25 protein-coding genes, 1 tRNA gene and 1 riboswitch are annotated in these 19,998 nt (G+C 60.3%); of the genes, 11 read left to right on the top strand and 15 right to left on the bottom strand.

Annotated features, from left to right (window positions below; all coding sequences use genetic code 11):
* Nucleotides 1-9 precede the first annotated feature (9 nt).
* Complete coding sequence (locus tag OCV66_RS09695; protein ID WP_107631018.1) at nt 10-858, bottom strand: aldo/keto reductase; 849 nt, start codon at nt 856-858, stop codon at nt 10-12.
* A gap of 72 nt (nt 859-930) precedes the next feature.
* Entirely contained in the window at nt 931-1,626 is a 696-nt protein-coding gene (gene sigK / locus OCV66_RS09700) for an RNA polymerase sporulation sigma factor SigK (protein WP_107631017.1), read from the bottom strand.
* A 147-nt stretch (nt 1,627-1,773) separates the two neighbouring features.
* Between sigK and yajC the strand changes: the two genes are divergently transcribed.
* The 7 genes from yajC (at nt 1,774) to OCV66_RS09735 (ending at nt 5,808) form a co-directional block, all read left to right on the top strand.
* Nucleotides 1,774-2,106 carry a preprotein translocase subunit YajC gene (gene yajC, locus OCV66_RS09705; RefSeq protein WP_054326700.1) on the top strand — a complete coding sequence of 111 codons (333 nt, stop codon included), beginning with the start codon at nt 1,774-1,776 and terminating at the stop codon, nt 2,104-2,106.
* Nucleotides 2,107-2,168: 62 nt separating this feature from the next.
* On the top strand, nt 2,169-2,582 hold the full coding sequence (locus tag OCV66_RS09710) for a TIGR04086 family membrane protein (RefSeq protein WP_054326701.1): 414 nt from the start codon (nt 2,169-2,171) through the stop codon (nt 2,580-2,582).
* A gap of 12 nt (nt 2,583-2,594) precedes the next feature.
* Entirely contained in the window at nt 2,595-2,738 is a 144-nt protein-coding gene (scfA, locus tag OCV66_RS09715; RefSeq protein WP_078096990.1) for a six-cysteine ranthipeptide SCIFF, read from the top strand.
* Nucleotides 2,739-2,819: 81 nt separating this feature from the next.
* A complete protein-coding gene (gene scfB / locus OCV66_RS09720) occupies nt 2,820-4,190 on the top strand; it encodes a thioether cross-link-forming SCIFF peptide maturase (RefSeq protein WP_147574209.1) in 1,371 nt (456 codons plus the stop codon).
* Between the two features lie 109 nt (nt 4,191-4,299).
* The gene (locus OCV66_RS09725; protein ID WP_054326702.1) at nt 4,300-4,773 is read left to right on the top strand and encodes a hypothetical protein; all 474 of its coding nucleotides are present in this window, start codon (nt 4,300-4,302) and stop codon (nt 4,771-4,773) included.
* Between the two features lie 65 nt (nt 4,774-4,838).
* Nucleotides 4,839-5,378 (top strand): hypothetical protein, encoded by a 540-nt coding sequence (locus OCV66_RS09730; RefSeq protein WP_147574210.1) that lies wholly within the window; start codon nt 4,839-4,841, stop codon nt 5,376-5,378.
* 85 nt (nt 5,379-5,463) lie between these two features.
* Complete coding sequence (locus OCV66_RS09735; protein ID WP_054326704.1) at nt 5,464-5,808, top strand: TIGR04076 family protein; 345 nt, start codon at nt 5,464-5,466, stop codon at nt 5,806-5,808.
* 92 nt (nt 5,809-5,900) lie between these two features.
* Here the strand turns inward: OCV66_RS09735 and thiC are convergent, their stop codons facing one another.
* The 3 genes from thiC to OCV66_RS09750 form a co-directional block, all read right to left on the bottom strand.
* Entirely contained in the window at nt 5,901-7,223 is a 1,323-nt protein-coding gene (gene thiC / locus OCV66_RS09740; RefSeq protein ID WP_054326705.1) for a phosphomethylpyrimidine synthase ThiC, read from the bottom strand.
* A gap of 161 nt (nt 7,224-7,384) precedes the next feature.
* Nucleotides 7,385-8,575 carry a 2-iminoacetate synthase ThiH gene (thiH, locus tag OCV66_RS09745; protein ID WP_054326706.1) on the bottom strand — a complete coding sequence of 397 codons (1,191 nt, stop codon included), beginning with the start codon at nt 8,573-8,575 and terminating at the stop codon, nt 7,385-7,387.
* A 39-nt stretch (nt 8,576-8,614) separates the two neighbouring features.
* Complete coding sequence (locus tag OCV66_RS09750; RefSeq protein ID WP_054326707.1) at nt 8,615-9,379, bottom strand: thiazole synthase; 765 nt, start codon at nt 9,377-9,379, stop codon at nt 8,615-8,617.
* A 99-nt stretch (nt 9,380-9,478) separates the two neighbouring features.
* Here OCV66_RS09750 and mscL point away from each other — a divergent pair, with 99 nt between their 5' ends.
* Nucleotides 9,479-9,895 (top strand): large conductance mechanosensitive channel protein MscL, encoded by a 417-nt coding sequence (gene mscL, locus OCV66_RS09755; protein WP_054326708.1) that lies wholly within the window; start codon nt 9,479-9,481, stop codon nt 9,893-9,895.
* Nucleotides 9,896-9,947: 52 nt separating this feature from the next.
* On the opposite strand, the gene thiF is transcribed toward mscL, so the two are convergent.
* Both thiF and thiS read right to left on the bottom strand, forming a co-directional pair.
* Nucleotides 9,948-10,583, bottom strand: a complete 636-nt coding sequence (thiF, locus tag OCV66_RS09760; protein ID WP_054326709.1) for a sulfur carrier protein ThiS adenylyltransferase ThiF — start codon at nt 10,581-10,583, stop codon at nt 9,948-9,950.
* A gap of 5 nt (nt 10,584-10,588) precedes the next feature.
* Nucleotides 10,589-10,783: a sulfur carrier protein ThiS gene (gene thiS / locus OCV66_RS09765; protein ID WP_054326710.1), complete on the bottom strand. Its 195-nt coding sequence runs from the start codon at nt 10,781-10,783 to the stop codon at nt 10,589-10,591.
* A gap of 73 nt (nt 10,784-10,856) precedes the next feature.
* Nucleotides 10,857-10,959, bottom strand: a riboswitch (TPP riboswitch).
* Nucleotides 10,960-11,046: 87 nt separating this feature from the next.
* On the opposite strand from thiS, the gene dinB reads away from it, so the two are divergent.
* The gene (dinB, locus tag OCV66_RS09770) at nt 11,047-12,270 is read left to right on the top strand and encodes a DNA polymerase IV (RefSeq protein WP_054326711.1); all 1,224 of its coding nucleotides are present in this window, start codon (nt 11,047-11,049) and stop codon (nt 12,268-12,270) included.
* Between the two features lie 20 nt (nt 12,271-12,290).
* Here dinB and pdxR read toward each other — a convergent pair whose 3' ends face one another.
* From pdxR to OCV66_RS09805, 7 genes are all read right to left on the bottom strand, one after another.
* On the bottom strand, nt 12,291-13,697 hold the full coding sequence (pdxR, locus tag OCV66_RS09775) for a MocR-like pyridoxine biosynthesis transcription factor PdxR (protein ID WP_054326712.1): 1,407 nt from the start codon (nt 13,695-13,697) through the stop codon (nt 12,291-12,293).
* 34 nt (nt 13,698-13,731) lie between these two features.
* On the bottom strand, nt 13,732-14,109 hold the full coding sequence (locus OCV66_RS09780; RefSeq protein WP_242977842.1) for a DUF5655 domain-containing protein: 378 nt from the start codon (nt 14,107-14,109) through the stop codon (nt 13,732-13,734).
* A 74-nt stretch (nt 14,110-14,183) separates the two neighbouring features.
* Nucleotides 14,184-14,675, bottom strand: coding sequence for a GNAT family N-acetyltransferase (locus OCV66_RS09785; RefSeq protein WP_054326713.1), 492 nt, complete (start codon nt 14,673-14,675; stop codon nt 14,184-14,186).
* A gap of 37 nt (nt 14,676-14,712) precedes the next feature.
* Nucleotides 14,713-15,657: an AEC family transporter gene (locus OCV66_RS09790; protein WP_054326714.1), complete on the bottom strand. Its 945-nt coding sequence runs from the start codon at nt 15,655-15,657 to the stop codon at nt 14,713-14,715.
* Nucleotides 15,650-16,114 carry a MarR family winged helix-turn-helix transcriptional regulator gene (locus tag OCV66_RS09795; RefSeq protein WP_054326715.1) on the bottom strand — a complete coding sequence of 155 codons (465 nt, stop codon included), beginning with the start codon at nt 16,112-16,114 and terminating at the stop codon, nt 15,650-15,652. Before OCV66_RS09795 ends, OCV66_RS09790 begins: the two co-directional genes overlap by 8 nt.
* Nucleotides 16,115-16,228: 114 nt before the next feature.
* Nucleotides 16,229-17,125, bottom strand: coding sequence for a 4Fe-4S dicluster domain-containing protein (locus tag OCV66_RS09800; protein WP_054326716.1), 897 nt, complete (start codon nt 17,123-17,125; stop codon nt 16,229-16,231).
* A gap of 237 nt (nt 17,126-17,362) precedes the next feature.
* Nucleotides 17,363-18,211 carry a glycoside hydrolase family 25 protein gene (locus tag OCV66_RS09805; protein WP_262564370.1) on the bottom strand — a complete coding sequence of 283 codons (849 nt, stop codon included), beginning with the start codon at nt 18,209-18,211 and terminating at the stop codon, nt 17,363-17,365.
* 122 nt (nt 18,212-18,333) lie between these two features.
* Here OCV66_RS09805 and OCV66_RS09810 point away from each other — a divergent pair, with 122 nt between their 5' ends.
* Nucleotides 18,334-18,747, top strand: coding sequence for a putative ABC transporter permease (locus OCV66_RS09810; protein ID WP_054326719.1), 414 nt, complete (start codon nt 18,334-18,336; stop codon nt 18,745-18,747).
* An 80-nt stretch (nt 18,748-18,827) separates the two neighbouring features.
* Here the strand turns inward: OCV66_RS09810 and OCV66_RS09815 are convergent.
* Nucleotides 18,828-18,901, bottom strand: a tRNA-Gly gene (locus OCV66_RS09815).
* Between the two features lie 191 nt (nt 18,902-19,092).
* On the opposite strand from OCV66_RS09815, the gene OCV66_RS09820 reads away from it, so the two are divergent.
* Complete coding sequence (locus OCV66_RS09820) at nt 19,093-19,977, top strand: hypothetical protein (protein ID WP_107631004.1); 885 nt, start codon at nt 19,093-19,095, stop codon at nt 19,975-19,977.
* The last annotated feature ends 21 nt before the right edge of the window (nt 19,978-19,998 follow it).

Genomic DNA, 19,998 nt, shown 5'->3' on the forward strand with positions numbered 1-19,998 from the left:
CCCTTTCCATTAATATACCAGGTGATCGGGGTCAAGTCCGGACCATCCGCAGCCGGTCAGGGCGTCCAACGTCCGCATATCTGCTTCGTCAAGCGAAAAATCAAAAAGCCGTGCGTTTTCCGCAATGCGGGCGGGCGTGACGCTTTTGGGAAGCGGGATCACGTCATGCTGCAGCGCCCAGCGCAGACAGAGCTGCGCGACCGAGCGGCCGTATTTTTCCGACATGGCCTGGATTTCTGGCACCTGGAATATGCGGCCCGAGCCAAGCGGGCTCCAGCCCTCGACGGCCATGCCGTGCGTGCGGCAGAACGATACGGTTTCCTGCTGCGCCATGCCGGGATGGAACTCGATCTGGTCAACCATGGGCTTGACCGTACAGGAGCGCAGGATGTTTTCGATATGCCTGGGCCGGAAGTTTGACAGGCCGATCGCGCGGACCTTGCCGGCCTGATACAACGCCTCAAACGCGCGCCAGGTTTCAAGGTTGACCTCCTGCCAGTTGTCAAAGTATTTGGGGTCGTGCGGCCAGTGGATCAGGTAAAGATCCACATAATCCGTTCCCAGCGCGCAGAGAGAGCGGTCGCATGCGGCGAGCGTGGAACGGTAGCCCTGATCGGGATTCCACAGCTTTGTGGTGAGGAAAAGCGCGCCGCGCGGGATGCCGGAGGCGGCGACGGCCTCGCCCACGGCCTGTTCATTGTGGTAGGCGGTTGCGGTGTCGATATGCCGGTATCCCGCGGCGAGCGCAGCGGCAACCGAAGCGGCCGCCTGACTGGCGGGCGTTTTCCATGTGCCGAAGCCGACACAGGGGATGGCGGTGCCGTTTGCAAGCGGGATGCGGTCCTGGATATGGTTCATGGCGCTGGCTCCTTTTTCACATCTTTTCCTCAGTATAGCATAAACCGCGCCGCGCGGCAACAAAAGGCGCCGCTACGCCTGTTTAAGCGCGTCGCGCAGCTTCTCCAGCGCCCGCTTTTCGATGCGGGATACATAGCTTCGGGAGATCCCGAGCTGCTTGGCGATCTCCCGCTGGGGCAGCGGGGCGGGCAGTCCCAGACCGTAACGCAGGCGGATGATCTCACGCTCTCGCGGGGAGAGACTGTGAGCGAGCGCTTGGTGCATGGCGTCATACCGGTCGTGGTCGTCAACCGCGGAAAGCCCGTCGTCCTCACAGCAGATTACGTCCTGCAGCGCGAGCGCGTTGCCGTCCCCGTCGGTGTCCAGCGCGTCCGAGAGCGACAGCTCGCCCGCGGATTTCCGCTTTTGGCGGAAGTGCATGAGCAGCTCGTTTTGGATACATTTGGAGGCATAGGTGGCCAGCTTGATGTTTTTATCCGGCTTGAAGGTGTTGACTGCCTTGATCAGCCCGATGGTGCCGATCGAGATTAAGTCGTCCTGTTCGGCGCTGGCGGCATAATATTTTTTGACGATATGCGCGACCAGCCGTAGGTTGTGCTCGATCAGCAGCGCGCGGGCCTTTTCATCCCCCTCCTCCTGCATCCGGCGCAGTAGCCGGCTCTCTTCTTCCGGCGTGAGCGGCTTGGGGAAGGAACCGTCTGCGCCCTGCACGCGCAGGACGAAGAAAAAGAATGCGCCGCCGAGCGCGAGCAGGGCGGGAAACAGCATAGGGCATGCACCTCGTTTCGGTTGGAATACCGCTACCCTATGCGCGCCGCAGGATGTCCTATGCCTGAGAAAATAGGGCTTGTATTTTGGCAAAATATCCAGTATAATATTAATACTAACGGCAAAATGCACGAGGAGGTGTAACAAATGCCAGGTGGACAGGAATACCTGAATGCAATCATGAGCTTTGCTCCGCTGGTCATTATCATCGTTCTGTTCTATTTCCTGCTGATCCGTCCGCAGCGCAAGCGCGACAAGGCGGAACGCGAGATGCGCAACTCGATTGCGGTGGGCGATGAGATTTCTACGATCGGCGGCTTCATTGGCCGTGTCGTCAACATCAAGGACGACGTGCTGATCATCGAGTCGTCGAACGACCGCACCAAGCTCAAGATTTACCGCTGGGCGATCCGCGGCAAGGAGGCCGAGCCGACCGAAACGGTCGAAGCCCCCAAGGATGCCAATAAGGACGCTAAGTAATATCCTTGATTCTTGCCGAATATGCTAAACTATCATATGTTCGGCGGGAGGATGCGTAAGCTATGAGAAAAACCAATGAGGGCCGGTCGCCGGCCGGCATTTTGTTGCCGTCCGCAGCGGCTGGCTTGTTGACAACCCTGTTTCTGATGCTGGTGGGAGCGGTTTTTGTCCAGCGCGGGACGCTGGAAGAAGGGCTGATCGCTCCGGTTGCCCTGGCCTTTCTGGCGCTTGGCTGTCTGGCAGCGGCGTTTATTTCCGCAAAGCGCGCCTCCGGCGGCAGATTCTTCTGGGCGCTCGGCGCGGGGATGTTGGTTTTTCTGATCCTGCTGGCCACAGGAGCCGCGCTGCTCGACCAGCCGGCACATATCGTACGTATTGCGATCAGCCTGCTCTGCGCGCTGGCCGCTTCGGCGCTCGGCGGCTTGGCGGGCGCCAGTATGCGCAAGAAAAAGCGTTACAGTCATTTGAAAAAGTAGGAGGGAATTATCATGAAGCATGTATCCACGCTGACCTCTGCCACCCTGAAGCAGACCGCGGCCCACGGCGGCTGCGGCGAATGCCAGACTTCCTGCCAGTCCGCCTGCAAGACCTCTTGCACGGTGGCCAACCAGAAGTGTGAACACGCGAAGTAACCGCGGGTTCCATGAAGTCAATCGCAAGGCGTGCCGGTCAAGGCGCGCCTTGTTTGCTGTATTATCGGAGGAAATAATAAAATGATCCATCGTTATGTGAAAAACGGGCTGCACTTCGTGCTGGATGTCAACTCCGGCGCGGTGCATGTGCTGGACGAGCTGTGCTATGCCGTGTCCGGTCTGATCGATGCCGATATGGCGGAAGCATGCCCGCAGGCGATCGTGGACGCATTGCCGCAGTATCCGGCGGAAGAGGTGCGCGAGGCCTATGGCGAGCTGTACGAGCTGAAGCGGGCTGGCCTGCTGTTTGCGGAGGACGACTATATCGATGTCAGCCGCTACATACCGGTCGGCGCGCCGGTCAAGGCGCTTTGCCTGCATGTCGCGCATGACTGCAACCTCAGGTGCAAATACTGCTTTGCATCCACTGGCGATTTCGGCCAGGGGCGCAAGATTATGCCGCCGGAGATTGCGAAAAAGGCGATCGATTTTGTGATCGCGCGTTCGGGAAAGCGGCATAATATCGAGGTGGACTTCTTCGGCGGCGAGCCGCTGATGGCGTGGGATACGGTTGTCCAGACGGTCGATTATGCCCGCAGTCTGGAGGAAAAGCATGGCAAAAAGTTCCGCTTTACCATCACCACCAACGGTTTGCTGCTTGATGCGGACAAGCAGGCGTATATCAACGAGAATATGGATAACGTCGTGCTCTCACTCGACGGGCGCCCGTCGGTCAACGATGAGTTCCGCAAGACCGTGTCCGGCGCGGGCAGCTATGACGTGATTGTACCTAAGTTCAAGGCGCTGGTCGATGCCCGTGATCCGGAAAAGGACTATTATGCGCGGGGTACGTTCACCTCGCACAACCTGGACTTTGCCGAGGACGTCGTCCATATTGCGGACGCGGGCTTCAACCGCCTTTCGGTCGAGCCGGTCACAGCGGACCCGGGCTGCGGCTATGACCTGACCGAGGCCGACCTGCCCCAGATAGAGGCCGAGTACGACCGCCTGACCGAGATCATGCTGGAGCGGAGAAAGGCGGGGAAGCCGTTCTCATTTTTTCACTTCATGGTCGATCTGGACCAGGGACCGTGCGTGGTCAAGCGGCTGCGCGGCTGCGGCGCGGGCTACGAGTATGTCGCGGTCACGCCGGACGGCGACATCTATCCCTGCCACCAGTTTGTCGGCAAGGAGGAATTCAAGCAGGGCAGCGTACTCGACCAGTCGTTCGATATGGACATCGCGGCCCGTTTTGCTGGCATGAATATTTATTCGCGCCCCAAGTGTCAGAAATGCTGGGCAAAGTTCTACTGCTCGGGCGGATGCTCGGCGGCAAATTACAATATGAACCACGATATGAACGATTCCTACGATCTGGGCTGCGAAATGGAGCGCAAACGCCTGGAATGTGCAATCTACTTGAAAGCAATGGATAAAATGTGCAATAATTGAGCACAGTGCCGATTAAGGTGAAGTTTTTGTAAAATTCGTTGCAGATGTGGTATATTGTGCCGTATAATGAATACTGTATTTTTCAGTGCTTCGTAAAGGAGATGATGGTATGCCGCATAATATCCGTGTAGCTGTAATCGGTGAGGATGAATATGTGCCGCGCCTAGTCCGCGCGATTCTGGACCGGCAGATCATCCCCGCCGGCAATATGTTCCTGTCCGAGCAGGACAAGGCGGCGGTCGAAGCGGCCGCGGGGCGCGGTGTGCAGCTCTGCGAAAGCAGCGCCGCGGCCGTGGTCAACAGCGAGATCGTGCTGGTCTGCGCATCCAGGCGTGAGATGGGGACCGAGCTTGCGCCGATTTCCCAGTGTACCCGCGGGCGGACGCTGGTCACCATCTGCGACAGCGGCGCAGTGGATATCGCGTTCGTCAAGGAGCGCGTGGTCTTTGGGACGGAGATCATCGCCGCTACCATCCACCGCGGCGAGGACGGCGGCCTGTATGCGACCTATGCGATCGACGACGGAGTGCGGCTGTTCCTGCACCAGCCCTGCCGCGATATGGTGGACGCGCTCTGCCGCTGAAGCGGGTTCTAAAAATTCCGAACCGAGAATATGTTGTTTCATGACCTTCCGTGAGGGGGAGACGTATGAAGAAACAGCATATTCTCGGTTTTTTTGATTCCCTGGTGCGCACGCCGGCGTTCCTGTTCCTGTGCGCCATGTTTTTGTGCGGCGCGCTGGCGGGCGGACTCACCGGCCTGCATGCCAGCGAGGGAGACAGTGCGGTCGAGCTGACCGCCATGCTTGCAGCGCTGCCGGGGCAGGCGGTGAAAAGCGTGCTGTGCGCGGTGCTATGGGTGGCGCTGCCGCTAGTATGCGTGCTGCTGCGTCCGGCGGCGTTTTTCCTGTCCGGACTGGCAGCGGCGCGCGGCTTTGTGCTTGCGCTGACCGTAGCGGTCGGCGTCGGGCGGGAGGAAAGCCTGCTGCTTTCGCTGTGCGCGGCCGGCATACCCGCTGTGCTCAGCGTTTCCGCCCTGCTGGCGGCCTGCGCGATGGTGTGGCAGAGCGGGGAAACGACGGGGCGGTATTCGCTGCGTACCTGCCGCACACCGTATGCGCTCTGTATCCTGCTGGCCGTCTGCGGCGCGCTGCTCCGCGTGGGCTTTGCCGCGCTGTGGAGCCTGTGACGCGTGGCGGGACCGGATATTTCCCGACGCGGGCTTGCCCGCGCTTTCCCTTTTATAGTACAATGGGAAAAGGAGGGATAAGGATATGAACAAGGTAAAAATCACGGTGCTGAAAACCACGCTGGATGAAGAGCTCGCGCGGGAGTATGGGGCCGAGGGGCTGAAGGCCTGCCCGATGCTCCGCGAGGGACAGGTGTTCTACGCTGATTACGCCAAGCCGGACGGGCTGTGCGACGAGGCGTGGAAAGCCATCTACCAGTATGTATTCGCGCTGGCACACGGCGCGGGAAAGGAAACGTTTTATTATGGCGACTGGATCCGCAAGCCGGGCGTAGCGATCTGTAGCTGCAACGATGGGCTGCGGCCTGTCATCTTCAAGCTGGAGGCGACGGAGGAGCGGTCGGAAATCGATTATACCCCCTGCCGGTAAAAAGGCTGCCGCGTGGGAAGCGTAAAAAACAGGCCGCGCCGCGGCCTGTTTTTCTTATCTTCTGGAAGGCGGGCCTGCCGGAACGGTCTGCATCAGCAAGCGCCCTTTTCGCTGCAGAACGCAATCTTTTTCCCTTCCAGAATGAGGTTGGTCGTGCGCACGGCGCACATTTTGCCGCACATCGAGCATTGGTGCCGTTCGCTCGGCGGCACCTGGTTGTAAAATCGCTCGGCCTTTTCCGGATCGAGCGCGAGCGAGAACTGTCGTTCCCAATCCAGCCGGTGACGGGCCTCGGCCATAGCGTTGTCGCGGTCGCGCGCGCCGGGCAGGCCGAGCGCGATATCCGCCGCGTGCGCCGCGATTTTGCTGGCAGCGATCCCCTCGCGTACGTCGTTCTCATCCGGCAGGCGCAGATGCTCGGCCGGTGTGACGTAGCATAGGAAATTCGCGCCGGCCTGCGCCGCGATTGCGCCGCCGATCGCCGAGGTGATATGGTCATAGCCGGGCGCGATATCGGTTACAAGCGGGCCGAGGACATAGAACGGCGCGCCGTGGCACAGGCGCTTCTGCAGTTTCATGTTGGCTGCGATTTCGTCCATCGCCATATGGCCCGGCCCCTCGACCATGACCTGCACATCGCGCGCCCAGGCGCGGCGTGTCAGGCTGCCCAGCTCGATCAGCTCGCTGAGCTGGCCCGCGTCCGAGGCGTCGGCCAGGCAGCCGGGGCGCAGCGCGTCGCCGAGCGAAATGGTCACATCGTATTGGCGCAGGATGTCAAGCACATCGTCGTAATACTCGAAGAACGGGTTCTCGTGGCCGGTCATCTGCATCCACGCGAACAGCAGCGAGCCGCCGCGCGATACGATATTCATTTTGCGCCCCTCGCGCATGAAGGCCTCGACCGCGCGGCGGTTGAGGCCCGCGTGGATGGTCATGAAGTCCACTCCCTCCCTGGCGTGCGCCTCTACCACGCGCAGGAAATCCTGCGCGGAGATCTCCAGCAGGTCCTTTTCCAGATACCCGATTGCATCATACATGGGTACCGTGCCGATCATGGCGGGAGAAAGGTCGATGAGCTGCTGGCGGAACGTATTGGTCTTGCCGTAGTTGGACAGGTCCATGATGGATTCCGCGCCCATATCGATGGCCATGCGTACCTTGCGCATCTCCATCTCATAATCCTTGCAGTCGCCCGAAATGCCGAGGTTGACGTTGATCTTGACACGGGTGCCGTCGCCCACCGCCTCCGCGGACAGACTTTTGTGGTTGATGTTGGCCGGAATCGCAATCGTACCCTTTGCGACGCGTTCCATGATGAACTCGACCGGACGGTTCTCCTTTTTGGCGACCGTTTCGATCTCCGGCGTGACGATGCCGCGCTTGGCGGCGTCCATCTGGGTTGCATAGTTTCTCATGGCTTGCTGATGCTCCTTTTCTTATATTGTCACCCGAACACGGCGTTTCCCAGACCGCCGCAGCATGCGGTGCGCTCTGTCCGCGGCGGCGCGCCGTGTTCCGGCGGCTGACAAAAGGCTGCGGGAGAAAGTCCCCCTCCCGTGTGGGATGCCTGCGGTGGTCAGACGTACAGATAATCGGCCATGACCGGCTGAAGCCCGTGCCGGCAGATGGCATCATAGACCTCCTCGACCGAGCGCTCGTCCGAGATTTCAAACTGCTCGTCGCCCTTTTCCTCGCCCGAATGGCCGCCGATACCCACATCGACGCCTGCTGAGATCTTGGTCGCGGCGATGCCGATGATGTTGTCACGGAAGTCCGCGCGCTCGCGCGTCGAAATCGTGATGGACGCGAACGGCATGAATATGCGGTAGGCGCACACGACCTGCAGAAGCTGCGGCTCGTGTACGTCCTTCGGCCCCACCTTGTCGTTGTTGATGATCGGCCGCAGACGCGGGCAGGAGAACGCGATCTCCGCGTGCGGGTACTTGCGCTGGATGAGGTGGGCGTGCAGGCCGGTCGCGAACGCGTCCCTGCGGAAGTCGGACAGGCCGAGCAGCGCCGCGAAGCCCACGCCGCGCATGCCGCCCATCAGCGCACGCTCCTGCGCGTTCAGGCGGTAGGGGAAGATGCGCTTATGTCCGCCAAGGTGCAGGGTCTTGTATTTGTCCGCGTCGTAGGTTTCCTGGAATACGGTCACATAATCCACGCCGCACGCATGCAGGTAGGCGTATTCCTCTACGTTGAGCGGATAGATTTCGACGCCGATCACACGGAAATACTTGCGCGCGCACCTGGCCGTCTCGCCGATGTAGGAAACCGGCGACATGGAGCGGCTTTCGCCGGTGAGCAGCAGGATTTCCTGCAGGCCGGTGGCCGCGATCGCCTGCAGCTCCCGTTCGATCTCCTTCGCGTCGAGCTTGGCGCGGCGGATCTTGTTATGGCAGTTGAAGCCGCAGTAGACGCAGTAGTTTTCACAGTAGTTGGCGATGTACAGCGGGGTGAACATCTGCACCGAGTTGCCGAAGTGCTTCCGCGTTTCGGCCTGCGCGCGCCGCGCCATCTGTTCGAGGAAAGGCGCGGCCGCAGGCGACAGCAGCGCGGCGAAATCCTCGGGCTGCAGCACATCACGCTGCAGCGCGCGCTGCACATCCGCGGCGGTGTAGCGGTTCGCGTCGTAGGCGTTCATACGGGCGATAACCCCGTCCTGTATTTCCGAGCCGATGTCGTCCATGCCGGGCTGGTACGCCATGTGGTCGGTTTCGGCGGTGATATAGCTTGCGGAGACGATCTCCGTCTTGTTGTCGTTCATGAAAAAGTTCCTTTCCTGCGGTTTTCGGGGGGACGCGGCTCAATCGTGCAAAAAGCCGGTCAGCGGGGAGGAGGCGGACGCGGTTTCGCGCACGCGCCCTAATCCGGCGAGATACGCCGTGCGGCCCGCTTCGATCGCCTGCCGGAACGCTGCCGCCATCGCCGGAATGTCGCCCGCGGTGGCGATCGCGGTGTTTGCCATGACCGCGGCCGCGCCCATTTCCATGGCTTCGCAGGCCTGCGAGGGGCGGCCGATGCCTGCGTCCACGATGATGGGCAGGTCGATCTCGTCGATCAGGATCTGGATGAATTCCCGTGTCGTCAGGCCCTTGTTCGTACCGATCGGCGCACCGAGTGGCATGACGCACGCCGCGCCCGCGCCGGCCAGGTCGCGGGCAACATTCAGATCAGGGTACATGTACGGCATGACGATAAAGCCCTCTTTGGCGAGGATTTCGGTCGCGCGTATGGTTTCCTGATTGTCGGGCAGCAGGTATTTGCTGTCGCGCATGATCTCGATTTTGACAAAGTCGCCGCAGCCACATTCGCGCGACAGGCGCGCGATGCGCACGGCCTCCTCCGCGTTGCGCGCGCCCGAGGTATTGGGCAGCAGGGTCACGCCCGAGGGGATATAGTCCAGAATGTTGGCCACGCCGCCTTCATTCGCACGGCGCAGCGCGAGGGTAATGATCTGTGCGCCCGCGTGATGTACGGCGGCGTTGATCAGGTCGAGCGAATATTTGCCCGAACCGAGGATGAAGCGGGAGGTGAATTCATGCCCGCCCAGAATCAGCTTGTCTGCCATAAAAAGCACTCCTTTTTTTGTGAATTTTTGCTTGACCGGCTCGAAAAAGGTCGATATACTATGAAAAGGGAGAAAAATAAAAGATTTTGAGGTGCCAGTATGAAAAAGTTTATTGAGGAATTCAAGTCCTTCGCGCTGCGCGGCAACGTGATGGATATGGCGATCGGTGTTATCATCGGCGGCGCGTTCACCAGCATTGTGACCTCGCTGACCGATAACCTGATTAACCCGCTCCTCGGCTTGGCGGGCAACACCGACCTGAGCGCGTTCACACTGCAGATTGCGGGAATCGAACTCAAGTACGGCGCGTTCCTGACCTCGGTCATCAATTTCCTGATTATGGCGTTCGTGCTGTTCTGCATGCTCAAGGCGGTCAACAAGCTGACCAGCCTGGGAAGAAAGCCGGACGCGCCCGCCGCCCCGACGACCAAGAAATGCCCGTATTGCTGCAGCGATATCCCGATCGCGGCGACCAAATGCGCGCACTGCGCCTCTGAGTTGCCCCGTGAGGAGTAAGCGCCGACCCCATCCGGAAAAAGGCCCGCAGGGCCTTTTTCTTTTTTGCCCGTTACGGTTCGTGCTCGCCTAGCAGCAGGCGCAGCGTCATGGCCGCCTGGTGCGCCGCGCAGACTGCGACACGCGGCGCCATCAGCCCCAGCCCGTCGGATACATCGCTCATTCCGTCCCCGCAGAGGTACAGGCGGCCGAACCGCCGTTCCGTGCGGATGGCGTTGGCCGAGCCGAAGCCTGCCATGCCGCTGCCGGAGACGATAGGGGTTTTCGGCTGCTGTTCGAGCAGCGTTTCGATCAGCATGGCTTTCTGGTCGGGGCGGTCGAACGCCTCGCATACCACGTCGCAGCCCGCGAACAGACGGGCGGCGTTTGCCGGAATGATGCGCTCGGTATACGTTTCGTAATTTAAGTATGGATTGATTGCCTCTAGTTGTTCCAGGAGGGCGAGTGTTTTGGGGATGCCGATGTCTTTCATGGTATAGTGCTGGCGGTTGAGGTTGGTCACATCGACCACGTCGAAATCGACAAGCACTAGCCGGCCGACCCCGAGCCGCGCGAGCGATACGGCGATATGGGAGCCGAGTCCGCCCAGCCCCGCGATGCCGACCGCGGCGCGGTCGAGCTGCGCCTGAACAGCGGCGCCGTGCCGGCCGGAGAGCGCGTCGTGCAGCTCTTTCTGTGTTAAAACCATCGTATTCAGCCTCCGCCCACGAACTGTACGATCTCGACCGTGTCGGCGTCGCACAGCGTCTCCTCTGCAAAGCGGCTGCGCGGGATGATATGCCCGTTCTTTTCCACCGCCACGCGCTGCGGGTCAAGGCCGCGCGACTGCACAAGGGCCTGCACGGTCAGTAACGCAGGGCAGGGCTGTGTTTGTCCGTTTACTTTCATCAAAATACCCCCTCTTTTCCGCAAGAAAAAATGCCTCGGTTTCACCATGCGGTAAAACCGGGGCATTTGAATGTTCTGCGATGCGACAGCTTCCCTACGATGGTGTTAACCAACAGGTTCAAAAGGTTAGGCTCTCGCCCTCTCAGCCGCTCATCACGGCACCCTTGCTTGCAAACTCAGTATAGACCTGATCGGATACGGTTGTCAAGACGGAATTTTCACGGTATAATAAAAGAAACAAATGTTCGGTGGGAGGGGATGCTGTGGAACGCACGATCCTGCACTGTGACTGTAACGCGTTTTATGTCTCGGTGGAGACGCTGCTCGACCCCACGCTGGCCGAAGGGCCGAGCGCGGTCTGCGGCGATCCGGAAAGCCGGCGCGGCATCATCCTTGCAAAAAATGAGAAAGCGAAAGCGTTCGGTGTACAAACGGCCGAGACCATCTGGCAGGCCAGGCGTAAGTGTCCAGACTTACGCCTGGTCGCGCCGCACCGGTCGGAGTATGTCAAATATTCACGCCGGTGCAACGAGTTGTACCTACAGTATACCGATCTGGTTGACCCGTTCGGTATTGATGAATCCTTTCTGGATGTAACCGGAACGGCACATCTGTTCGGCACGGGGGAGCAGATCGCGGACGAGCTGCGCCGCCGCATGCGCGTGGAGGTAGGGCTGACGATCTCGGTGGGCGTGTCGTTCAACCGCGCGTTCGCCAAGCTGGGCAGCGATTACAAAAAGCCGGACGGGACAACCGTGTTTTCGCGCGGGAATTACAAGGACAAGGTCTGGCCGTTGCCGGTCAGCGCGCTGCTGTATGTGGGTCGGCATGCGCTGGATAAGCTCAGCCGCCTGGGCGTGTATACCATAGGCGATCTGGCCGTGTGCGACCCTGCGTTCCTGCACGGCGTTTTCGGGAAAATGGGCGACACCCTGCTGTGCTACGCCCGCGGGGAGGACGACGAGCCGGTGCGCCCGTTTTACGAGGAGCGCGAGGTCAAATCCGTGGGGAACAGCATGACATTCGCGCATAATCTGGTGGGCGAGGACGAATGCCGGATGGGGCTGACCGCACTGTGCGACAATGTCGGCCGCCGCTTGCGGCGGCATGGGCTGGTGTGCCAGACCGTGCAGCTCGGCATCCGCGATCCGGAATTCCGCAACCGCTCGCGGCAGGTCACGCTGGAACGCCCGACCAATTCCACGCGCGCGCTGATCGATATTTCCATGGCCCTGTTGCGCGCGCACTGGCAGATCGGCAGGCCGATCCGGATGCTGTCGGTCACGGCGGCGAACCTGCTGCCCGAAGCGCAGTCGTGCGAGCAGCTTTCCCTGTTTGACGCAGCGGAAGCGCGGCAGGCGCGCGAAAAGCAGCGCCGGCTGGACCGGACGGTGGATGCACTGCGGGAGCGGTTCGGAGACCAGTCGGTGGTGTTCGCCCACTCGGTAAAGAAAGAGGATAAGGAAAAAGAAGAAAATAAGCCCTGACAGTATCAGGGCTTATTGCTTCAGCGGCCGTCCCAGGCCTGACGCAGAAGCGCGGCGGCTTCGTCGATCTGGCGCTCGGTCAGGCCGGCGTAGCCGAGCACCAGCGTGGCCCGCGGCGGCTTGACCGGCGGCGTGTAATAGGCGGACAGACCGTAGACCCGCACCCCGACCGCGCGTGCCCGGTTGATCAGCTCGCCTTCCAGCATGCCGCTGCGCATATGCAGCAGCAGGTGCAGTCCGGCTTCGGAGCGCGAAACCTCGTGCGGCAGGCCGGCCAGCTCCCGGTCGAGCGCGGCCATGAGCGCGTCGCGCCGCGCTTGGTACACCTTGCGGCTGCGGCTGATATGCCGTTCGAAGCCCCCCGTGCGCATAAACGCGGCGAGCGTATGCTGGTCAAAGCTGGGTACGGTGGAGGAATAGAGCGAGAACTGCGCGCGGTAGCGGGCCATGAGCGCGTCCGGCAGCACCAGATAGCTGATGCGCAGGCCGGGCGCCAGGCTTTTGGCGAAGGTGTTGACATACACCACGCGGCCTGCGCGATCCAGCTCGCCCAGCGCGGGGATGGGGCGGGAGGCATAGCGGAACTCACTGTCGTAATCATCCTCGATGATATACCGGTCCGGAGCGGCGGAGGCCCAGCGCAGCAGCTCGAGCCGCCGCGCCGCGGGCATGACCGTGCCGAGCGGGAAATGGTGTGAGGGCGTCAGGTAGACCACGGAGGCGTCGCTCGCGGCGAGCGCATCCGCGCGCAGGCCCTGCTTGTCCAGCGGGATCGGGCGCGCTGTGATGCCGTTCACCGCGAAGATCTGGTACAGCTTGCGGTAGCCGGGGTTTTCCAATGCGTACACACGGTCGCGGCCCAAAAGCTGGATGACCAGATGCATCAGGTATTCCGACCCCGCGCCCACCAGAATATTGTCCGGCGACACGTTGATTCCGCGAAAATCGTACAGGTAGCGAACGATCTCCGCGCGCAGCTCAGACGCGCCGCAGGGGTCGGTCACGCGCAGCAGGCGGTCGGAGTATTCGCTCAGCACGCTGCGCGATAAGCGCGCCCAGGTGGAAAACGGGAAGCAGCCGTTGTCCACGATGTTGGTGCGGAAATCATAACGGCAGACCGGCTCCGGAGCGTTACGCTGCGGTGCCTGCGCAGCCGCAACGCGGGGCGGGGCGGCCGGCACAGCGAGCTGACGCTGCACAAAATAGCCGCGCCGCGGCTCGGAAACCAGATAACCTTCGGCCAGAAGCTGGCTGTAAGCGGTTTCGACCGTGATCTGACTGATGCGCAGGTTGGCGGCGAGCTGCCGTTTGCTGGGCAGGCGTTCGCCGCCCGCGAGCGTGCCGGACATAATATCCGCGCGCACCGCGCGGTAGAGTTGTTCATACAGCGGGGTTTTGGCGTGCGGATCGAGATGATAGGTGAGCATAGAACCTCCTTGCAGGGTGTGGCCAAAAGTGGGCTTATTTGGCCGCCGCAAATGCGGCGGCTTCTGTTATCCAGCCCATCAGCTCCGCATCGAGCTGTGTCTCATCTGAGAGAAGTAGATGGTGCGTCCATCGGTTGGGGTACGGCTCGACCGCCATCCAGATGCGCGGTGAGGATATCCGGTACGGCAGCCCGATGCTGACCACGACAGACGGCTCGCCGACCTTGCGGCGCGGCAGGGAGACAAACGCAAACCCGTGCCGGTTTTCCAGGGTGATCTGACTTTTCAGCACGCGGATATGGGTATCCGGACGGGCAGCCAGCACCTTGGCGGCAAAAGCCTGGTACAGTTCAAGCTCGCGCGGGCGGCGGTCAAAAAAACGCAGTACATCCATCGCAGAAAAATCCGGCATAGCAAATCCCTCCATGCTGGCATTGTTATCTTTACAATACCAGTATGAAGGGATAATGTCAATGATATATACGGTCACAGAACATGGTAGTGCGGGATGATATCCTCGTATCGGCCGTCCTTCCTGCGGAAGCCGCCGGGGATGATGCCGAGCTGTACAAAGCCGAGCCGCCGGTACAGCGCGAGCGCGGGCGCGTTGGTGCGGACGACCGCGTTGAATTGCAGCACACGGAAGCCGAGGTCCTTGGCGGCTTCCATGCAGTGCCGCACGAGCGTCTCCCCGATATGCTGCCCGCGCAGCCCGCTTTTTACGGCATAGCTCGCGTTGCAGATGTGGCCGCATCGGCCCACGTTGTTGGGATGCAGGATATAAAGGCCGACGGCCTGGCCGCTCTCCTGATCGACCGCAACGCCGGTAAAGGACTGCTCGCTAAAGAACGCCAGACCGGAGGGATGATCGAGCGTCTCGGTCTGCGGGAAAGCCATGCCCTCCTCGACGACCTCGTTCCAGATTGCGACCGCCGCCGCATTCAGCGACGGCTCAAATTTTTTGACAATAATATCCATGGTAAAGACTCCTTTTGGCTGCGTGCGGACACGGCGGTCAGACCAGTCCGAGCACGCGTACGATGTACAGCAGTACGGTCAGCGTCACCGCGCTGAACGCGGTGGTCACAACAACGATGGAGGAGGCGAGTTCCGCATCCCCGTGCAGCTTTTTCGCCATAACGTAGCCGGCCGGAGGGGCGGGCGTGCCAAGCATAATCAGGATGGTCACAAGCGCCTGCCCGCGGAAGCCCATCCAGACAGCAACCGGCAGGAACACGATCGGCAGGCCGACCAGCTTGATGAACGACGCAGCCGAGGTTGGTACGATCTTCTTGAACGCTTTGGCGCCCTCAAAGCTCGCGCCGATACTGAGCAGGGCGAGTGGCGTGGCGCAGTTTGCCAGCGCGTCGAGCGTTTTGGCCACCATGGCGGGGGACTCGACCTGCAGGAAAGAGAACGGCAGCGCGATCAGGATGCCGAGGATGATGGGGTTGGTGACTACGCCGTGAAGCGTGCGGCCCGCAAGCCCCTTTTTCTGAGAGGGTTCGGCGGCGCTCAGCGTGAGCGCAACGACCGAGAAAATATTGAACAGTGGTACGCTTGCCAGGATCATCAACGGCACCAGGCCGGCGTTGCCGTAAAGGTTCATCATAAAAGCCATGCCGAGGATCGCCTGGGAGCCGCGGAAAGCACCCTGGGTGAACGCGCCGACCATGGCCTTTTCGGGCAGCAGCAGGCTCGCGCCCGCCCAGATCACGAAGAACGAGAGCAGCGTCGCGCAGAAGCAGAACAGGAAAAAACGCAGGTCGAACTGCTCGGCGATGCTGTTAGAGGAGATGCTGCGGAAGAGAGAAATGGGCAGCAGCAATTTGAACACCAGGTTGTCCATATCCTTCATCGTGGCGGGAGAGAAAAAATGCCACCGCTGCAGCAGCTTGCCCAAAATAATCAGGACAAAAATTGGTACGGTGGCGTTGAGACAGAAAATCAGGTTATCCATTTGCGGCGCCCCCCATTCCGGCCTCTTCCTGCTGGAAGAAGTCCTGCAGCTTTTCCAGGCTCTGCGCCAGAATAGCAGCCTGCTCGGGCGAGAGCGTGTCCATGACCGACGCGATCATGCGGTCGTGGAACGCGCGGTGGTATTCGTAAGCCGCGCGACCCTTGTCGGTGAGCGTGACGTTGACCACGCGACGGTCGCTTTTGTCGCGCGAGCGCCGCACGAGATCTTTTGCCTCCAGCTTGTCGCAGGCCACGGTCAGGGTGGCCAGCGTGACGCCGATTGAGCGCGCGACCTCGCTCATGCGGATCGGCTCAAGCGCTCCGATTTTTTCGATGATATGGATTTCGGTGATCGAAACCGCGCTGCCCAGGCCTTCTGCCATGACGCGCTCCTCAATTTTATTGATGCGGCCGAACATATCGACCAGAAAGGAATTGAGCTGCTCTGCGCTGGCCATATATGCACCGCCTTTCCATCAGTTACTTATACTAACTAAATATTAGCATACCAAAACAAAAAAAGCAATAAAAAGGGCTTCCCTTTTGGGGGAAGCCCGAAAAAACAGGGAAGCTCAGTCCGCGAGAAGCTGCTGCTGCACGGTTTCAAAGCCCAGGCGGGCGATGGTGTCCGAAAAGCGCTCGCCCTGCCTGCCTTGGTCGCGGAACAGCGTCAGCGCGCGTTCGATGACCGCGAGCACCTCGTCCTTATCGGTGAAAATGCGGTCGAGCTTGCGGCCCATAGCGGTGCGCTTGCCCCAGCGCCCGCCGATATAGACCGCATAGCCCTGCACCTTGGCGCCGACTACGCCGAACGGACACTTCTGGTAGCAGCGCCCGCAGTGGTTACAAGCCTCGCTGTTGAAATCCAGCTTGCCGTCGCCCAGCTTGCTGGCGCCGATCGGGCAGGCCTTTTCGATCTGGCAGACCTTGCAGCCGCGGCACTTGTCCATATCGTGGGCGGGTACACGCTGGCCGATGACGCCGATATCGTTCAGGTCGGGCTTGACGCAGTTGTTCGGGCAGCCGCCGACCGCGATCTTGAACTTGTGCGGCAGGCGCTCCTCATGCCAGCCGATAAAAAACTTGTCGTGTATCTCGCGCGAGAGCGCATAGGTATCGATCAGGCCGTACTGGCAGGTTGTACCCTTGCAGGAAACGACCGGCCGGACCTTTGGGCCGGTGCCGCCGGTTTCCAGGCCGTGCTCCTTGAGGAACGCGCGCATCGGCTCGATATTGTCATAGGGGACATGCTGGATCTCGACGGTCAGGCGGGTGGTCATGGCGATTTCGCCGTTGCCGAAGCGCTCGGCGGCTTCGGCGATCGCGCGACTTTCCGCGGCGGTGATCTTACCGTTACGGGTGATGACGCGGCCGTTAAAGCAATCCTTTGTGTTCTTATCCCGCAGGAAGCCAAGCCCTTTAACGCGCTTGATATCCTCGGCGGAGGGGATCGTACCCGCTGTGTTCATAATATTCCTCCTTGTCCTGATGCGGTTGGGGCGCTGTGCGGCGCGCCGCGCCGGTACGCGGCGGCACATGTGAAAGGACCGCACACTGTCTTTGTTTTTATTGTAACAGGATTATGCGGGGATAGCAATTATAATCTCAAGCAGGCGTGGTAATATCAGCCTTTTACGGCATAGGCTCCCATGATTGGGGGATTTATAAAAAAACCAGCCTCCGCAGGAGGCTGGTTTGCCGGATGCTCATTCCGCGGGCAGGAACAGCAGGTTCAGGTCGACCGGCCCTTCGATGCCGGAAATCCGGCCCTCGTCCGTATACTGCCACATGGCGAAGCCGCCCGGAAGGGAGGGGCTTGCCGTATAGTCCGCATACCAGACCGGATAGTGGTCGAGCTTTTCCATATCGTACATATTGTGCGCCCAGTCGGTATTGACATAGATCATGGGCAAGTAGCCGGCCTTGTAAATGCGCCGGCAGAAAGCGAACGCGTTCAGCGTCGCCTGTTCGCCGCTCAGGCCGTCCGTCCGCGTCTGACCCGCTGAGTATTCCTCCTGGTCGTATACAACCGGATACCCGACCGGATAGTCGCGGATCAAATCGAGCAGGTAATCGGCCTCCTCCTCGGCCTCGGCTTCGTTCAGGGCCTGGGAGTAAAGGTAGACGCCCACCTGCAGGCCGGCGTCCGCGGCGCCCTGGATATTTTTTTCAAACGTATCGTCCGGCACGAGCCGGCCGGTTTCATAGCCGCGGTAGGCGGCGCGGATGATGGCGAATTCCGCGCCCGATTCCTTGACCGCCTGCCAGTCGATTTCCCCTTGGAAGGTGGAAACGTCGATGCCCGGCGAGGCGATAATATTTTTTCCGCTGTCCTCATATGTATAGAACGGGCTGCCGGTCTGCAGCAGGACATGATCCACCTGGATATTGCGCAGGCCGAGCGCGTTTTTGATGATGCTGTGGTGGGCGTGGTATGCCACGAATATGGTTACTGCGGTAGACACGAGGAAAACAGCGGCCAGCGCCAACAGCAGCAGCCGCCTGGATTTTTTCGCGCGGCGCTGCGGCCGGCGGGGGTAAAGAGGCTGACTCATAGACACTCCTTGAAGCATTGGTTAGGATATAAGGCATTATACCACAGGGAATTTTGTTTTTCCACAAAAAACGCAGGATTTCGACGATCAGGCGGTTAGACAGGCGGCAGGAGGGGGAAGAAATGAAGCGATCGGTTGTGGAGCATGCCGTGTTCGGCGTGTTGGGCGGCTTGGTCTACATGGGGATAGAGGTGTTGTGGCGCGGCCGCAGCCATCCGACCATGCTGCTGCTGGGCGGCGTGTGCTTTGTCGTGATCGGGCGGCTCAACGAGCGGCAGGGCTGCGCGCCGCCGCTCTGGGCGCAGGCTGCGGCCGGCGCGGCGGCGGTGACGTTGCTGGAACTGGCGACGGGGCTGATCGTAAACAGGTGGCTGGGATGGAATGTGTGGGATTACAGCGATATGCCCCTCAATTTTATGGGGCAGATCTGCCTGCCTTACAGCTTGGCATGGCTGCTTCTGAGCGCCGTGGCCGCAAGGCTGGAGGACGGGCTGCACGCCCTGGCGAACCGCATATGGATAGCGGTATGGCGATAAGGGAATGCATCCCGACCAGCGCCGGAAGGGCAAGCCGGTAAAACAAGGCCCCCCTGTTTTCAGGGGGGCCTTTCGGGATATGGAGCGGATGATGGGAGTCGAACCCACCTATGCAGCTTGGGAAGCTGCCGTTCTACCGATGAACTACACCCGCGGATAACGCTTTTATTGTAACCGCCGGCGCGCTATTTGTCAAGAGCCGGATTGAAACGAAATAAAATTTGGGGGAGGCGGCCGGCAGGGCGGCGGACAAAAAAGAGCGGGGAAAGCATCCTTTCCTTTTGCCGCGTGGTATGCTATACTGTATGATAGTTGGAAATCACAGACCGGCGGAGAGGAGAGCTCATGTTCAAAAGAAGAAATAAACCGGCAAAGGCAGAAAGCGCGGTAGAAACGCGCAGGCGGGTGCGGCGGCGGCTGACCATCCGCGGCGTGCTGTCCTTTTTTATCATTCTGACGTTCATCCGTTCGGCTTTCATGCACCGCTATGAGAATATGTTCGTGGCGCTGCTCGCGCTGATCCTGTTCTGCGTACCCATGCTGATCGAGCGCAGCTTGGCAATCGATATCCCGCCTTTGATGGAGGGGATCATCTACTGCTTTATCTATGCGGCGGAAATACTGGGCGAAATCAACTCGTTTTATACGATCATACCCGGCTGGGACACCATGCTGCACACTATCAACGGCTTTCTGGTCGCGGCGGTCGGCTTCTCCCTGATCGATCTGTTCAACCGGAGTGAGCGGTTTTCCTTTAAGCTGTCGCCGCTGTTCCTGGCGATCGTGGCGTTCTGCTTTTCCATGACGGTTGGCGTTTTGTGGGAGTTTTTTGAATTCGGCATGGATCAGTTTTTCGGAACGGATATGCAAAAGGATTTCCTCGTCCAAACGGTCAATTCCGTGTCCCTCAACCCCACGGGTCTCAACACGGTCGTGCATGAACCGATCGAGAGCCTGATCGTTAACGGGAAGGACTGGATGCAGTTCCCAGGCGGCTATCTGGATATCGGCCTGATCGACACGATGAAGGATCTGCTGGTGAATTTTGTCGGCGCGGTCATTTTTTCCGCGATCGGGTTCTTTTACGTCAAGACCCGCGGCAGGGGGAAGCTGGCGGCGTCGCTTATCCCCATCGTGCTTGATCCGGATGAGGCGGAGCAGCAGGATAAAACGGAAAAAACACAAAAAAACGCGGGGGACAGGGAACCGGACGGCGGCGGCTCCGTCTAACCCTCCAGAGAATCAGGAAAG

Source organism: Agathobaculum ammoniilyticum (assembly GCF_025567315.1).
Taxonomy (GTDB): domain Bacteria; phylum Bacillota; class Clostridia; order Oscillospirales; family Butyricicoccaceae; genus Agathobaculum; species Agathobaculum ammoniilyticum.